Below are 15007 nucleotides of genomic sequence, written 5' to 3' on the forward strand. Positions count from 1 at the left end.
TATCATGCGGAGGTTCTTTTTTGGCTATATACACCGTCAATCAGCCCGTCCGGCATTGGTGTGCAGACGGGCTGGAAATATGGGACGAAAGCTTCAAACGATTCAAAGCTATTTCGACCTTAGCGGACTGCTGGTTACGTCTGCCTCAATCGAACCAGGTTCGCTTATCGGCTCTTCAACAGGCTGAGCGAACTGCTCAAGGAGCTCAGTATGACCCACGTAAGGACGTTCTCGCCGCTTGCGAGTCATATTGACTCGAAACCCGGCCAGGCATATTAACAATTGTGTGGTTAAGACATACGGAGCAGCTTCACTCCAGACTAGATTAACCAGAGTCACCGCCACAATCAGTAGATGCAGGAAAGTATATATAACGCCGTGCGATCTCCGTTTGGAATCCATGAGCAGACGATAGAATGAGATGGTAGCTACGATGCTGGATAACCATAAGCTCCAGATGACGGGATCGACCCAGCTTGCGGATTGTTGCAGATCCCGATAGAACAGGGCCGTCCATAAGATGACAGCAGCAAGGGCCAGAGCGGGTATCGCCGGCTTCAGCAGCAGCCATAATCCCATTCCCCAACCCGGTTTCTCCAGTCTTTCGACCAGACGATCGCGTTCCTGCACAAGTGAATCAATCTCCCGGTTCAATTGTCTATGTAATCGCGTTAATCTGGATTCGTCATGGTCTTGAAGAAATGTATCGATCTGTTGACGAAGTTCGTGCGACAGATGGTCCGCCGCTTTGCATTCCTGTAGCAAACGGATGAGAAGGTCTTCCGGTACAGCGGTTCGACTGGGCTGGTTGATTACGGTGCTAAGCGGTCCAACGAGCCGCGTGTAGATCGACAGCGTCTGGCGAATGCGGGCCAGGGAGTCTTTGCGAGCCCCAAGGAGACGGGAGGCACTGTAAATGTATAAGCCCGAGAAAATCGCGGCCGCAAGCATCACAGCTAGTAGCGCATCGAATGAGCCGAAGATTTCATCAATCCATTCCGTAAGGGACAAGCCGATCCCTCCTTCTATATTCTACCTTTCACTATTGCATAAGAAGGAAGGGATTTCAAGCCGATTTGGTGACAGGTAGCTGTATAGATCATTTGGGAGTTGCGTATTACGTCACGTCATAGCCTATAGTGAAGTTGAAGGGGGGATCGAAGTGATGCGAAAAAAAAGATGGGTGATTCTAGGTATCATTCTAATGGTGATACTAGCTATACTGTCGTTAATCGGCTTTCTATTCAAAGATGATGGTTCAATGAGTGGCTTTGTTACAGATGATGGACAGACCGAGTATACCAATTCTTATCATGAGGCGATGAGTCATTTACCAGAACCAGTAGAATCAACAAGGATCCGTACTGATTTTGGCGAGGTGCAGCTCTACAAGTTCCAGGAAGCCCATACACCTGATAAAACACCATTGTTGCTACTACCGGGTAAGGGATCGGCTACACCCATGTGGGAAGCCAACCTGAGTGATTTCCTAGAACACCGTCCTGTGTACACGCTTGATTTGATCGGAGAACCGGGATTAAGTATTGAAACAAGGCGGATTGAAACTGCCGCGGACCAAGCTGTCTGGTTAGGACAAGTGCTGGATCAGCTGCCGGAATCGAAAATCAACTTATTAGGATTGTCATTCGGTGGCTGGAGTGCAGCTAATGTAGCGCTCCATGACCCGGAGCCCATTCATTCGCTCATATTAGTGGATCCAGTCTATGTGTTCGGCCCCATTCCATTAAAGATGATTCTAGCATCCATTCCTGCGTCCGTTCCAATCGTACCCAAACCGATCAGGGAAAAAATGCTCAGCTATATTTCTGGTGGGGCAGAAATTGATGACAGTGATCCGACTGCGAGATTGATTGAAACCGGGATGCGGACATTCAAAAGTAAGCTACCCATGCCAGAAGCTATCAATCCGGAACAATTAGCTGAATTGACGTTGCCGGTGCTCGGTATTTTGGCTGGAGAATCGACTATGCACCATTCTCACAAGTCGTATCAAACCGGTGTGGATTCTTTGAAACACCCTTCCAGTGAGATGGTAGTATTTGAAGATGCCTCTCATGCTATTAATGGAGAGTATCCCGAGGAGTTGTCAGAAACGATTGAAGCTTTTTTAGAAAAACTCGAATAAGGGATGGGATGATGGTAAAAAAGTATTCGGTAAAAGAAATCAGCAAACTGTCAGGATTAACACCTCGAACCATCCAGTATTACGATAATGAAGGGATTATGAGAGCAGCACGAGATGAGCTAGGGCATAGGTTTATTCTGAACAACAGCTGTATCTACTTGAACAGATCACGTTTTATAGGTCTATCGGCTTCTCTTTAAGTAAGATCAAAGAACAATTGATTACGGACATAGAGGATCAAGATATTGAACGTATCCTGGAATATCAGGAATCGCTGCTTTATTCACAGAAAGAGAGCATCCAAGCCAAACTTGACGGATTACATGTGGCCAAGGAATTGATGAGGGAAGGATACGAGGTACCCTGGGAGTTGTTGTCTCATCTCATGCGATCGTTGAATGAGGTCGATATGTCGGCTTGGAAAGAGTACGAATTTCCTGAAGAAGACTCAAGACTATTTCAGAAGGTCTTCACATCGGAGCAAATGGTTTTAGATTTTTACAATACGTTTAGAAAAATATCTCTACAAGCAGCAGCTTATAAGGCTTCAAAAGTTCCAATCGAGTCGACTTTAGCTGAAACATTAGCGAAGGGATGGAAAGGAATGGTTCAAACAGTGACGGATGGCGATGAGCAGGTTCTTGCGGCCTTTCTATCCGTGGATAACAATAGAGAACAATGGAATGCCGGAGAGCGTCACCTCGTAATGGCAGCAGAAGATTATCTGGCAGACGTGTTGAAGCACCATGATGATCGTAAATGAATGGTATGGCATCCAAGTTTAATTTGCTTGAAGGAAACAAATTTTCCTTAGGGTAACAAATAAATTCGACCTGCATATATTTAAAGTAATAAGGCAGTAGTTAACGGAAGAGAGGGAGGGGCCAGATGACGGAAGTGCAGGTGAAGAAGGCGCCGTTTCAGCGGGCGAAGATGACGGTAGGTTATGTACTGCTTCTCGTGTTAACCGTTTGAGATGAAACGTGTTACGGATCAGATGGGGTTGACTGCTCGGTTACCTGAAAAGCAAAGATGGCGCGTTAGAGGACCGAACCTCTTGAACGCGCCATCTTCTTTTTTTGACTGATATTGGAATCATAATGCGTTACCGATCTAAGTCATGCAATTCCTTCCAGGCTCTGTATTCGTGAATAGCAATCCCTGAAAAAGATGCATGCTTGGCGGCCAGTTTATTTACCTTACCTAATTCTTGTTCCATAAAGGCTGTCCCTTCCTCGTAGAAAGTGACATAATTGCCCTCGTTGCTTGATTTCGTCTCCACGGCGATAAGGGCTTCCTTGCCATATTTATCGGCTTCGGCTAATTCGGCAGCGGCCAGGTTATAAATCTGCTGCGCAGAATCGCGGTAAGCCATGATGACGATTTGATCAAACTGCTGAATCATCCAGCTGCTAAGGGAAGCGGATTGATCGGGCAGCTTATAGGTATGCAGCCAGAACGTCATGTCCGATGCAATCGGCAGGTTTAAGGAGCGGGCTCCGTCTACCAGATAGCGAACGTTATTTTGCCATTGCCGTACAACAGAATCGTAATTTGTTCTCCATTCGCCGAGCACGTGGGGCTCGATATCCACATGAATACCGGTAAAGCGTTCATTCGGCGCAGCCGCAGCTTGATATTCCGCCGTCCATTCGATAAAGGTCTCCAGGCGATGGCGCTCGGACTCCAGTGCCCAATTCGGCGCGCCGCCAAGTACATGCACCTCAATACCCTGCCGGCCTGCCTTACGAATAAAATCACGATAATATTCCGGGCGCACATCACGATTCATTTGCAGATAGAAGACGTTAATCCCTTGACTATTGGCAAATTCGAGAATTTCGGGCGTAGAGTCCTTGATTAAGGGGGTTTCCCAGAACCAAGTCGCCTTCTGGCTGGATTTGGCTTCCGCAGGACCAGGCGGATACATCGAAAAACTGCTGAGCAGCAGCAGGCTGCTGGCGAGACAAATCTTCAGTAATTGTAGACCATACTTTTTCATAAACGTTCCTTCTCCTTTTCCTTACCTATCCATCAAGACATAAGTCAACATATATGCAACGTAAGCAATGCGCTTAAAGTCATTATGAAAGAAAGATATTCGTATTTATGCAGCGCTTATGTATTTATCGGTCGTGATTTTATTGTCATAAATAGGACTATAGACTTGTTTGTAGGTGCAATGATGCATATTGAGCGTTTAAAGATATTCAGATCCGGATAATTAAGTAGGAGAAGAGTCTTGCCTAAGTGAGGCGGGGTGTGGGTAAACTATGGATTGCGATCCCGGACACATGGGTGCCGTATATGAAGAAGGATGATATAGTATAATTTTAAGTCTAAGGAGCGATGAACATGAATATAGCCATTATTGGTGCCAGTGGAACGATCGGACAGCGAATTGTGCAGGAAGCGTTACGTCGTGGACATGGCGTGAGAGCCGTTATGCGCAATCCGGAGCGATTGGACGTGGAACATGAACAGTTGAAGAAGGTGAAGGCCGATGTAATGGATCCTGCTTCATTAGAAGCGGCACTGTCCGGGACAGAGGCTGTCATTAGCGCTTACGGGCCTCAATTTGGACGGGAAGAAGAGATGGTAGCGGCAGCGCGTACGATTATCGAGGGAACCAAGCGCAGCGGTATTACGCGTCTGCTCATTGTGGGCGGTGCGGGTTCGCTTATCGCAGATAGTGGAATTCCGCTCATGGACACTCCGGAATTTCCGGAAGAGGTCCGGCCGTTGGCCAGGGCGCATGCCGATGCGTATGAGTTGTATAAGGATAGCGGAATGGATTGGACTTACGTGAGTCCGGCAGCCATTATCGAGCCAGGCAAACGGACCGGCAATTTCCGAATCGGCATGGATCGCTTGGTGACCGATGAGACTGGCAGCAGTCGTATCTCGGTCGAGGATTATGCCGCGGCACTGATCGATGAGCTGGACGATCCCCAATTCGTACAGTCCAGGTTCACGGTCGGTTATTAAGTTCGCATTTGGGATAAGTGCAGGGGTTCCTCCGAGGGTTTTGTTTGTCCTCGTATCATGGTAGAGAGGTGAAGCCGCGATGCATATCGTAACAGCGGAGCAGATGCGCAAGCTCGATGAGCATGTCATCCACAAGCTGGGCATTTCCGCGCTGGCGCTGATGGAGAACGCAGGCAAAGCAATCGCTGAAGAGGTGATCAAGCTGTGTCTGAGGCGGGCTGAACGCTTCGTATACACGAAGGCCGGGTGCGAAGCGCCGAAAGATCACGATGGGAGGTCACATCCACATATCGAACACCGTTTGATGGGCGATGGTCATGTAACCGGTGCAGGCGATAGCAGTGCGCTGCACCGGTTAAGCCGTCCATCCGATGTGGAGGATGGCGATATCTTGCTGCCCACCGCGCTGGCCGCTGCGGAGCATTGGCTCGTGCTGGTGGGCAAGGGCAATAACGGCGGCGACGGTGTGGTTGCCGCCCGGCATTTGCGTGAAGCGGGCCTGCGCGTCACGCTGGTATACGCAGCCGATCCGGGCACGCTTGCGGGCGAGGCGGCGGTGCAGCGGGATGCAGCGGCAGCGCTAGGCATCCCGGCTCTGGTCCACGGCAAGGATAACGTGGACGTGGGCGCTTGCAGCGGCATTGTAGATGCGCTGCTGGGTACCGGCGCGTCAGGCGCGCCTCGCGGCGCATATGCCGCGCTGATTCAGGCGGCCAATGATAGCGGCCTGCCGATCGTGTCCGCTGACATCCCGAGCGGACTTGATGCAGACACCGGTGCGATCCATGAACCATGCATTAAGGCGGATGTGACGGTGTGCCTTGCCGTGCTCAAGCGAGGGCTTGTCCAATATCCCGGCGCGGAGCAGGCTGGGCGTGTCGTGGTTCGCTCGATTGGCATTCCGCCGTTCTTGTGCCGCGAGCTTGGTGTCGCGCAGGTGTACCTGCTTACGCCGCACGTGCTAAGTACGGAGCTGAACGTCAACCCGAATCGTCCGCGCGGACCCGAAGGCCATAAAGGCACTTTCGGTCATGTGCTGACGGTTGGAGGCAGCCGCACCATGTCGGGGGCGGGTCTGCTTGCTTCCCGCGCCGCGCTCCGCACCGGGTGCGGACTTGTAAGCTGGGCAGTGCCCGATTCACTTGTGCTTCCGCTAAGCGGTACCGCGCCGGAAGTGATGCTGGTTTCCGGGACGGATGAAACAAGCGGAGGCTGCTGGAACCTGGCTTCCGCTGAGCGAGTATTGGAGCTGGCACAGACGCGGGATGTTATGGCTGCCGGTCCTGGCCTGGGACGTTTCCAGGACGATTCGGCCTGGATTCGCCGTCTGTGGGAAGAGTGGGATGGCCCTTTGGTCATCGATGCGGATGCACTCAACATGCTATCCGACTCTCAGGACCTGCGCCACTTGAAGCGTAGGCCGGCTGCGACCGTACTGACGCCGCATCCGGGGGAAATGTCCCGACTGCTGGGTATACCGACAGCACGGCTGCAGCAGGACCGCATCGGTGCTGCGGTCAGCTTCGCGTCAGAGCACGGTGTCACACTTGTGCTCAAAGGTGCGCGCACTGTTGTGGCTGCGCCCGACGGCACGGCTTACATCAACACCACCGGCACCTCCGGCATGGCCACCGGAGGTGCCGGGGACGTGCTGACCGGCATCATCGCCAGCTTGCTGGCGCAGGGATGCGCCGGTCCGGCGGCAGCCGCCCTTGGGGTGTGGCTGCACGGTCGTGCTGGCGAACAGGCCGCGCGGCTTCGCAATCACCCCGCATCCATCATCGCGGGGGATATCATCGAGGCGCTCTAATCGAGAGCGCCTTTTTTGTGCACCACTTCAACCGGCAAGCCGGACTATTCCAATTAGAGAACCCAGCAGAGCAACGGGATGATGAGGGCGAAGAAGAGGGTGACCAAAGAGGTGCGGGAGAAGGCATGCTTACCCCATAGAAACATAAGGAGCGTTAGCGCGCCTACGATAGCTCGTGCCCATTGCTGTTCTTCCGGACCACCCAAGAACAAGGCAAAGAATAGAAAACCGGTGGCCCCATATAAGGCAGCTTGTTTGGGGATGCGCTGCAGAGGAATAAAGGATAGGATCGCATCCGCTACCAGCGAAGCAGTCAGCGCATACCCATATACCCAGTACTCGTGCGGCATGGAGATTCCCAGCCATTGGGACAGCTGGTCGGCCCCATTCGGCCATATCCATCCGGACAGCGCCAGGATCAGCATGATCGCGCCGCTGCTTGCCAGCTTGTTCAGGGCGTAATACCCCATGTCCATGCGGCTGGACCCCTTGTAATCCATATTCATTGATTCACGTCCTTTTGTTATACACATGACAGTTTCAAATCCCGGATCTCGGTTGACTACTAAGTAGTCACCATCTGCCCGCCATTCACGTGGATCGATTGTCCGGTGACGTACGCGGAATCGATGTGGGAAGCGAGATATACATACGCTGGCGCCAGTTCGTAGGGCTGGGCCGCTCGTTTCATGGGGGAATCGGTGCCGAACACGGCGACATCCTCTGCAGCGAAGCTGGATGGGATTAGCGGTGTCCATACGGGCCCCGGTGAGACGGAATTTACGCGTATACCTTGCTCGACCAGACTGAGTGCCAATGAGCGGGTTAATGAAACGATGGCGCCTTTGGTCGACGAATAATCAATCAACTCTTTGAAGCCGGCATAAGCCGTGATGGAAGCCGTATTGATGATCGAAGCGCCGGGTTTCATGTGCGGCAGCGCAGCTTGAATCATGAAGAAGAATGGGAAGATATTCGTCTGAAAGGTGTGGTGGAGTTGTTCTTCCGTAATGTCGAGAATGTTGTGCTGCACATATTGGACGGCGTGGTTGTTGACAAGAACGTCGATTCTGCCGAAGCAACTGATCGTTTCCTGGACAACCCTTTCGCAGTTCTGCTTGTAGCGCAGATCAATTTTGATCAGGATGCAGCGCCTTCCAAGCTGCTCGATGCGCTGCTTCACCAGCTCGGCATCGGACGTTTCATATAGATAGGGAATGACCAGATCGGCCCCTTCCTTGGCAAAAGCGATTGCGGTCGCTTTCCCGATTCCGCTGTCACCGCCGGTGACAATCGCGACTCGGTTCTCCAATTTACCGCTGCCGCGGTATGCGGGATCCTCGCTGATCGGACGGGGGGACATCAGGCTCTCGAGTCCAGGCTGATGGGATTGATGTTGTGGAGGAAAAGCGATGGGCTGATCCTCGCATACTGTTGTGGAGCCGACGTACGGAAGGGGATGCTGCGGTTTCATATAATACCTCCTGATTCATGACGTTTCTTGGGGAATGGTGATGTTGTATCTCTATGCATTCGCCCAGACCAGGGTGCAAAGCAAATGCCAAGCAGCCATTTTTATCGTAACGGTCAGCACGGGATATGCTAGAATATTTCCAAATGATACAGCGGTTATGGGGAGGCAGAGCGACGATATGAAGCCGATTCAACGATCAAAGCTGCGACTTTGGGCGGGGAAGCAATATTTTACCTGCAAACGTTACCTGAACTGGATAACGGGCAAAGGAGGAACGCTCGCCCGAGTCCGAAGCTTGGAGCCGCTAGAGTACCGAATCTTCGCGCACCAGACCCCGTTAATGCGGCAATTAAGGGATGTAGATATGTGGTATCAGCATCATAAGGTGATCAATCTACGGATCGCTGTCGGCGAACTAAACGGACTTTTATTACTTCCGGGTGAGACGCTGCTGCAAGATGAGTGGATTACCGAGAATCATGCCTTGATGATGTATGCTCCGCTCCTTCCCGAGCCGGGAAAGGCTTGAACGATCTGCATTGACAAATGCGCCGTCTCATTGATACGATGATATTAATTCTGACAATTTTGCTCTGATTTAAGCTTAGCAGCAGGCGCAATGTGCAGAGTTGATCGATCACCAGCGGACTTTGCGTGGATGCGAGGTCGAATTGTCTTTTACATTTTCAAGCTGTAGCCGTCTGACTCCAACCCGAGAGGACATCATGCAGCTTTCAGGCAGGAATAGATGATGGTGATACTATTAGACTAACCGAGGTGAGTGAGGATGGCGAAAGCTGTTATTATTAATGGGAGTCCTACGGCAGGTTCCCGGTTGAATGCCATTATGGAATATGCGGAACAAACGCTGACGGCTGCTAATTTTGAAGTCAGTCGGATTGACGTGGCCGGATTGCCGCCAGAGGATCTGATTCATACCAAATTCGAGAGTGAACATATCGTCAAAGCCAACGGTCAGGTGGCGGAGGCCGATGCTGTTATCGTGGCAAGCCCGGTGTACAAAGCTTCTTACACAGGTGTACTTAAGACATTTCTGGATCTGATCCCGCAAAAGGGACTGGCTGGCAAAATCGTACTGCCGATGTTCATCGGCGGCAGTCTGGCACACTTGCTCGCGATTGATTATTCGCTTAAGCCCGTGCTCTCCTCTATTGGCGCCCGTCACATTCTGGGCGGCGTATATGCGGTGGATGCCCAAGTGGCACGGACGGAGGCGGGCGGCTTCGATGTAGCAGAGGTGCTTCAGGAGCGGTTAACCTCAGCGGTAGACGAACTGATCGAGGAGACGCGTTATCGGACCGGACGAACAGACGGTTAAGCCACATTTAGAGTAGAGATCGATGGACTGAAGGAGGGATATCATTTGCAAAAGCTTGTGTTTTTTGTTGGCGTGGCAGGCACGGGCAAGACGACGGTAGCCAAAAAGCTGGCAGGCCGTATTCCGGCAGCATTTCTCGACCGTGATACGGTCGGAGGACGTTTTGTTGAGAAATTCTTGATTCATAATGGACTGGATCCCAATGATCGCGACTCCTCATTCTACAAGGAGAATCTGCGGGATTTGGAGTACGATACGACCAAGGATATATGCATCGAGAATCTGAATGCCGGACAGAATGTGTTCATGATCTCGCCGTTTACCGCAGAACTCAAACACCGCGAATGGATTGAAGAAGTCATAACCTCCGCTGGATTAACCCAAAGTGACGTGGATGTGAAGGTCATCGTGGTTGCGCTTAAGGACATGGAACTGCAGAAAGAGCGGATTATTGATAGACAAACCGAACGCGATCAGTGGAAGCTGGATCACTGGGAAGACTTCAAGAAGCGTGTAGATTTCGTGCCGGAGGTCAATTGGGATATTCCGCAAACCTCCATTAAGGTATTTGATAACAGCGGGGATCTGACGGATGCAAAGATTGAGGATCTATATCAATTTATCATTCAGGAGTAGAGAGTACAGTTCTAACCTGTAAGAGAGTAGAATAAGCGCGTCATCCCAGATTCATTCTGTATCCGGGATGACGCGTTTTTAGTTGTACCTCCAAGGCATTTGACGGCTTGCGAATTGGATCGAGGGGGGAACTGTTATATAGTAGGGCTAGGAATTCATGGATGCAGGAGGGAGAGCGTTGAATCAATCAGCTATGCTGGCCTATCTAAGAAGCGTAACGTTGCTGCGGGAGAAGGTTCCTTCATTTGACCAATATCCATTTCATTTACCGGCAGTGTCCGCCATGGACGGACTTGATTTTCATCCGAAGGTGACGTACATCGTGGGTGAGAACGGCATGGGGAAATCTACGTTGTTGGAAGCGATCGCGACGGCACTCGGATTTAATCCGGAAGGCGGAACGATGAATTTCTCGTTCGCCACCGAAGAGACTCATTCGAAGCTGCATGAATATATTCGAACCGTTCGCGGCGTACGCAAACCGCGCGATGGATTTTTCTTTCGGGCGGAGAGCTATTATAACGTCGCGACGAATATCGACCGGCTGGATGCGGAAGGGAGCTTCGGTCCTCCCATTAAAGAATCATATGGTGGGAAATCGCTCCATCAGCAATCGCACGGAGAATCGTTTTTTTCCACCTTCTTGCATCGCTTTTCGGGGAACGGCTTATACATCATGGACGAGCCGGAAGCAGCGCTGTCCCCGTATCGGCAATTGGCGCTCCTCCGGCGCATTCATGACCTGGTGCAGGAGGATTCGCAGTTTATTATTTCCACCCATTCCCCGATTGTTATGGCTTATCCGGATTCCATCATCTACAACCTGACAAACGAAGGGGTGGAGAGGTCGACCCTGGAGCAGACGGATCATTATATGATCACGAAGCAATTCGTGAACAATCGGGAAGCCATTCTGCGAGAATTGCTCGCAGACGATGAGGAGTAAACGGTGTATGTCAGAGGTTTCGTTAGGTCATTTTGACCGGAGGGGCCTCTTTTTGCTTGAGGAAAGTTAGTTTAGGTGTTGAAAATAAACTTTAATTAATCTAAGTAATTAGGAATAAAAAAGCTCGTTTCGATGATGAAATTGAATTAGAATCATGAAAACAGTGCTTATAAGTTAGAATGATTGAACTAATTCTCATCGGAACAATGGTCGCCGTAATGGCCGTACCGCTTACATTTTTGTTACGAGTTAAGAAGAAAAAACCAGCCGATCCCGTTACTGTATAAACTCAGGCTTACTATTTGCCCGGTTGCTTGTCCGATCTAGAACGGGAGTCGTTCAAAAGAACATGAAGGAGAGAGGGAGCAGCTCGAAGAGCTGCTCTCTTTTTCATTGTGTGGGGAGAGGAAGCGCTAGAAATATGACAATGCTGTTCTTTTATTCCCAGAATGGACGTATTATGATGCGTGATAAGTATGACAAGCGGCTGTAGCCTGCAGGAGGAACGGATGGAATTTATACGAAAGTTATGGATATTTGGTTATCAACAGGCGTTGTCTTGTATATTTCCGGTTATTATTTTTGGAGCGCTCGCTTTGAGCAAAATAATCGAAATTCCAGGGATCGCGCGCTATGATTTCATTCTGCTGATCTGTATGTTGGCTCAGATCGGCATGCTTATCAGTAAGCTGGAGACATGGGACGAGCTCAAAGTCATTTGCGTCTTTCATATTATCGGCTTGATGCTCGAGTTGTACAAGGTACATATGGGGTCGTGGTCTTATCCCGAGGAGGCCTGGAGCAAGATCGGCGGCGTGCCGCTCTACAGCGGCTTCATGTATGCGAGTGTCGCCAGTTATATCTGTCAGGCTTGGCGCCGTATGAATCTTCGTATTACCGGCTGGCCGCTGCCTGTGCTGACCATGCTGCTTAGTGCGGCCATATATGCCAATTTCTTCACTCACCATTACGTATGGGATGCACGCTGGCTGCTGACGCTGCTGCTGTTCGTCGTCTTCGGCCGTACCTGGGTATATTTCGACGTAGACGGGAAGACATTGCGAATGCCGCTAGTGCTATCGTTCTTATTGATCGGCTTCTTTATCTGGATTGCGGAGAATATTTCCACCTTCCTTGGCGCCTGGACCTATCCGGGGCAGGAGCGGGCATGGAGTCTGGTGCATATCGGCAAGATTAGCTCATGGTTTCTGTTGGTCGTGATCAGTGTTATTATCGTGGCTCAGCTTAAGCATCTTAAGCTTGGTAGAGGATCATCTAAGGAACATCCGAAGGGAACGGTTATGTGATCATATGTTATAATGGGTCATAAATGAACTGCACGAGACAGAAGGGAGGAGTATTCACATGAAAAAAAGATCATTGGTATCGTTGTCCAAAGGAATGGGATACTCCACCGCTGTTTTCTTTGATCTATCCGATGACGGGAGAAGTATGTCCAAAATCGGATATTCAGCGATCAACAACCCTTTCATTCATTGAAGCGAATGAGGATGCAGTGGAATTAAACACCACAGGTCGCTTACCTGTGGTTGATATAGATCGACAAGTACACCACAGGAGCGCTGTGGTGTTTTTTTGTGTTTCTAATTTTCTCGGATTAAGGAGTGGTACACCATGTTATTGCAAGGAAAACAGATTTATGTAAAGCCCGTAGAGGAATCGGATGCGGATGCACTGTTGAAGCTCGAGGTAGATAATCGGGATTTTTTTCAACGGTTCACGGGCTTAAGAGAAGAAACCTTCTATACCCGCCAGGGACAGCTCGAACGAATCCAAACCGCCAACGAGTCCAGTAAAGCTGATCACGGGTATACCTATGTGATTGGGCTGCGAGACACCGGAGAGGTCATCGGAGAGATCATGCTGTCCGAAGTGGTGCGGTGGAATTTGCAGAGCTGCTGGATCGGTTATTTTCTGGATCAAAGCCACAATGGAAAGGGCTATATGACAGAGGCTGTTCAGTTGGTTGTGCAGCATGCTTTTCAGCAATTGAAGTTTCACCGTATTGAGGCGGGGGTGATGCCGCATAACCTGGGATCGATTAAAGTGTTATTAAAAGCCGGATTTCATAAAGAAGGCATTGCCAGGAAAAATGTAAAAATCAACGGACAGTGGGAGGACCATCAGACGCTGGCTATTCTCAATGAAGCGGATGATGATCAGTCTCTGTCCCACGTTTAGCGGTACAATCAGCAAAATGGTAGTCTTGTAGATAGCAAGTCGATGAAATGGGAATAAAAAAACCTCCGTGAAGTTCCTAGTAGGAATATCACGGAGGTTTGTGTTTGTTGGAGGATTTTACAGATCGTCAAACCCGTTATCATCGCCAACCTTACCGTAGTTACGTGACTTCGCTTCGAAGAAGTCCGTTTTCGTGGCGTTCAATGCTTCATCGGAGAAAGGCTTGATCCAAGGCATGCAGTTCACATCGACGCCTTCGTAAGCTTTCTCCAGACCCATCATTGTGATCCGACGATTGGCGATGTATTTAATATAGTCGCCCAGTTCGTTCAGATCGATGCCGCGCACGTTGCTGAGCGTGTAGTGAGCCCAGTTCGTCTCAAGCTCAACCGCACGGTCGATCGTACGGTAGACGTAGTCGATGTTCGCTGGTGTGTTCAACTCCGGGAAATCCTTGAGCAATTGCTTGAACACTTCCGCGAAGAAATAGCAGTGCTGATTCTCATCACGCTGAATGTAAGAGATCATTTGGCTGGTCGCCATCATCTTCTGGTCACGCGCCAGGTTATAGAAGAAGGCAAACGTACTATAGAAGAAAATACCTTCCAGAATTAAATCCGCCACCATCGCTTCAAAAAAAGTTTGCGGAGATGGATTGTCACGGAAGTTCTGATAAATATCGGAGATGAACTGATTGCGTTCCAGCAACACCGGATCATGTTTCCAATATTCGAAGATTTCCTTCTGCTCTTGGTCGCTTACGATGGAGGAGAGAACATACGAATAAGATTGGTTGTGCACAACCTCCTGCTGTCCGATAATGGCCGAGATCGCTTCGAGTGAGGAGTCGGTGAAGTACCGCTTCACGTCACTAACAAACATCGTCTGCATGGAATCCAGTACAGCCAGCAGGGAGATGTTGATCTTGAAGGTACGCTGTTCCTCAGCTTCCAGTCGAGGAAACTGCTGCGCATCCTTGGACATCGGAATCTCATCTGCGATCCAGTGGTTTAACAGCAATACCTTGTATAGCTTATACATATGAGGCATCCGAATGTCATTCCAGTTCAGGATACCTGAACACTCCCCTTCGATAACGCGGGTGGAACGGTTAGGAGCCTCGGTATTGAATATTTTTTGCATTTGCATGCCTAATCTCTCTCCTTGAATATCATAGTAGGGCGGCGCAGAGGGAAGCTGAGGGATAACTTCGTGGGACGGGAATCCACTCTCCAGCCGCTGTTGTCCGCCCTTTGCCTGAATGTATTTTAAAGGTTGCAAAGGGCTCCCAAAGGCGGACGTAAACTCTTCCGATTGGATACCCTTACCCTTGTAGTCTTTTATTAGAAAGCATGTTCACCCCTGCTTAGCGGGAACACCCGCATGCAGCCTTTTGGTGTGAGCCCCATATTCCAGCGAATCCCAAAGGGACAGCGCTCCTAGCAGGAAGTAACTCAACAAACGCT

At 50.2% G+C, this 15007-nt stretch carries 16 protein-coding genes and 1 pseudogene; 12 read left to right on the forward strand and 5 right to left on the reverse strand.

Annotated elements, in window-relative coordinates:
- Positions 1–108: 108 nt before the first annotated feature.
- Positions 109–1011: a hypothetical protein gene (locus tag JCM10914_RS23095; protein WP_023965274.1), complete on the reverse strand. Its 903-nt coding sequence runs from the start codon at positions 1009–1011 to the stop codon at positions 109–111.
- Between the two features lie 154 nt (positions 1012–1165).
- Here JCM10914_RS23095 and JCM10914_RS23100 point away from each other — a divergent pair, with 154 nt between their 5' ends.
- From JCM10914_RS23100 to JCM10914_RS30875, 3 genes are all read left to right on the forward strand, one after another.
- Positions 1166–2146, forward strand: coding sequence for an alpha/beta fold hydrolase (locus tag JCM10914_RS23100; protein ID WP_023965276.1), 981 nt, complete (start codon positions 1166–1168; stop codon positions 2144–2146).
- An 11-nt stretch (positions 2147–2157) separates the two neighbouring features.
- Entirely contained in the window at positions 2158–2346 is a 189-nt protein-coding gene (locus tag JCM10914_RS30870; protein WP_231638743.1) for a MerR family DNA-binding transcriptional regulator, read from the forward strand.
- A gap of 209 nt (positions 2347–2555) precedes the next feature.
- Positions 2556–2909, forward strand: a complete 354-nt coding sequence (locus tag JCM10914_RS30875; RefSeq protein WP_231638742.1) for a hypothetical protein — start codon at positions 2556–2558, stop codon at positions 2907–2909.
- Positions 2910–3251: 342 nt separating this feature from the next.
- Here JCM10914_RS30875 and JCM10914_RS23110 read toward each other — a convergent pair whose 3' ends face one another.
- Positions 3252–4148, reverse strand: coding sequence for a hypothetical protein (locus tag JCM10914_RS23110; RefSeq protein ID WP_023965282.1), 897 nt, complete (start codon positions 4146–4148; stop codon positions 3252–3254).
- A 353-nt stretch (positions 4149–4501) separates the two neighbouring features.
- Between JCM10914_RS23110 and JCM10914_RS23115 the strand changes: the two genes are divergently transcribed.
- Entirely contained in the window at positions 4502–5134 is a 633-nt protein-coding gene (locus tag JCM10914_RS23115) for an NAD(P)-dependent oxidoreductase (RefSeq protein WP_023965284.1), read from the forward strand.
- 79 nt (positions 5135–5213) lie between these two features.
- Positions 5214–6944, forward strand: a complete 1731-nt coding sequence (locus tag JCM10914_RS23120; protein ID WP_023965286.1) for a bifunctional ADP-dependent NAD(P)H-hydrate dehydratase/NAD(P)H-hydrate epimerase — start codon at positions 5214–5216, stop codon at positions 6942–6944.
- 53 nt (positions 6945–6997) lie between these two features.
- Here JCM10914_RS23120 and JCM10914_RS23125 read toward each other — a convergent pair whose 3' ends face one another.
- Together JCM10914_RS23125 and JCM10914_RS23130 are read right to left on the reverse strand one after the other, a co-directional pair.
- The gene (locus JCM10914_RS23125; RefSeq protein ID WP_023965289.1) at positions 6998–7450 is read right to left on the reverse strand and encodes a hypothetical protein; all 453 of its coding nucleotides are present in this window, start codon (positions 7448–7450) and stop codon (positions 6998–7000) included.
- A gap of 59 nt (positions 7451–7509) precedes the next feature.
- The gene (locus tag JCM10914_RS23130; protein ID WP_023965291.1) at positions 7510–8418 is read right to left on the reverse strand and encodes an SDR family oxidoreductase; all 909 of its coding nucleotides are present in this window, start codon (positions 8416–8418) and stop codon (positions 7510–7512) included.
- A 40-nt stretch (positions 8419–8458) separates the two neighbouring features.
- Here JCM10914_RS23130 and JCM10914_RS29395 point away from each other — a divergent pair, with 40 nt between their 5' ends.
- From JCM10914_RS29395 to JCM10914_RS23160, 7 genes and pseudogenes are all read left to right on the forward strand, one after another.
- Positions 8459–8947, forward strand: coding sequence for a hypothetical protein (locus JCM10914_RS29395; RefSeq protein ID WP_023965293.1), 489 nt, complete (start codon positions 8459–8461; stop codon positions 8945–8947).
- Between the two features lie 258 nt (positions 8948–9205).
- A complete protein-coding gene (gene ssuE, locus JCM10914_RS23140) occupies positions 9206–9757 on the forward strand; it encodes an NADPH-dependent FMN reductase (protein ID WP_023965294.1) in 552 nt (183 codons plus the stop codon).
- Between the two features lie 45 nt (positions 9758–9802).
- Complete coding sequence (locus JCM10914_RS23145; protein WP_023965296.1) at positions 9803–10393, forward strand: AAA family ATPase; 591 nt, start codon at positions 9803–9805, stop codon at positions 10391–10393.
- Between the two features lie 178 nt (positions 10394–10571).
- The gene (locus tag JCM10914_RS23150) at positions 10572–11339 is read left to right on the forward strand and encodes an AAA family ATPase (RefSeq protein WP_023965298.1); all 768 of its coding nucleotides are present in this window, start codon (positions 10572–10574) and stop codon (positions 11337–11339) included.
- A gap of 509 nt (positions 11340–11848) precedes the next feature.
- Positions 11849–12646 (forward strand): DUF817 domain-containing protein, encoded by a 798-nt coding sequence (locus tag JCM10914_RS23155; RefSeq protein ID WP_023965300.1) that lies wholly within the window; start codon positions 11849–11851, stop codon positions 12644–12646.
- Positions 12647–12704: 58 nt separating this feature from the next.
- Complete coding sequence (locus JCM10914_RS31520) at positions 12705–12839, forward strand: hypothetical protein (RefSeq protein WP_269433921.1); 135 nt, start codon at positions 12705–12707, stop codon at positions 12837–12839.
- 135 nt (positions 12840–12974) lie between these two features.
- A pseudogene (locus tag JCM10914_RS23160) lies at positions 12975–13523 on the forward strand (GNAT family N-acetyltransferase); the annotation flags it as partial.
- A 135-nt stretch (positions 13524–13658) separates the two neighbouring features.
- On the opposite strand, the gene JCM10914_RS23165 reads toward JCM10914_RS23160, so the two are convergent.
- Positions 13659–14690: a ribonucleotide-diphosphate reductase subunit beta gene (locus JCM10914_RS23165; RefSeq protein ID WP_036719720.1), complete on the reverse strand. Its 1032-nt coding sequence runs from the start codon at positions 14688–14690 to the stop codon at positions 13659–13661.
- Between the last annotated feature and the right edge of the window lie 317 nt (positions 14691–15007).

Origin of the sequence: Paenibacillus sp. JCM 10914 (assembly GCF_001315105.1) — a bacterium.
Taxonomy (GTDB): domain Bacteria; phylum Bacillota; class Bacilli; order Paenibacillales; family Paenibacillaceae; genus Paenibacillus_AQ.

Bases quoted from the DNA above. Each gene is read 5' to 3' on its own strand.
- JCM10914_RS31520 (WP_269433921.1), top strand. From the start codon at position 12,705: ATGAAAAAAAGATCATTGGTATCGTTGTCCAAAGGAATGGGATACTCC.
- JCM10914_RS30870 (WP_231638743.1), top strand. From the start codon at position 2,158: ATGGTAAAAAAGTATTCGGTAAAAGAAATCAGCAAACTGTCAGGATTA.
- JCM10914_RS23100 (WP_023965276.1), top strand. From the start codon at position 1,166: ATGCGAAAAAAAAGATGGGTGATTCTAGGTATCATTCTAATGGTGATA.
- JCM10914_RS23155 (WP_023965300.1), top strand. From the start codon at position 11,849: ATGGAATTTATACGAAAGTTATGGATATTTGGTTATCAACAGGCGTTG.
- JCM10914_RS23110 (WP_023965282.1), bottom strand. From the start codon at position 4,148: ATGAAAAAGTATGGTCTACAATTACTGAAGATTTGTCTCGCCAGCAGC.
- ssuE (WP_023965294.1), top strand. From the start codon at position 9,206: ATGGCGAAAGCTGTTATTATTAATGGGAGTCCTACGGCAGGTTCCCGG.
- JCM10914_RS29395 (WP_023965293.1), top strand. From the start codon at position 8,459: ATGTTGTATCTCTATGCATTCGCCCAGACCAGGGTGCAAAGCAAATGC.
- JCM10914_RS23115 (WP_023965284.1), top strand. From the start codon at position 4,502: ATGAATATAGCCATTATTGGTGCCAGTGGAACGATCGGACAGCGAATT.
- JCM10914_RS23125 (WP_023965289.1), bottom strand. From the start codon at position 7,450: ATGAATATGGATTACAAGGGGTCCAGCCGCATGGACATGGGGTATTAC.
- JCM10914_RS30875 (WP_231638742.1), top strand. From the start codon at position 2,556: ATGTCGGCTTGGAAAGAGTACGAATTTCCTGAAGAAGACTCAAGACTA.
- JCM10914_RS23165 (WP_036719720.1), bottom strand. From the start codon at position 14,690: ATGCAAATGCAAAAAATATTCAATACCGAGGCTCCTAACCGTTCCACC.
- JCM10914_RS23130 (WP_023965291.1), bottom strand. From the start codon at position 8,418: ATGAAACCGCAGCATCCCCTTCCGTACGTCGGCTCCACAACAGTATGC.
- JCM10914_RS23120 (WP_023965286.1), top strand. From the start codon at position 5,214: ATGCATATCGTAACAGCGGAGCAGATGCGCAAGCTCGATGAGCATGTC.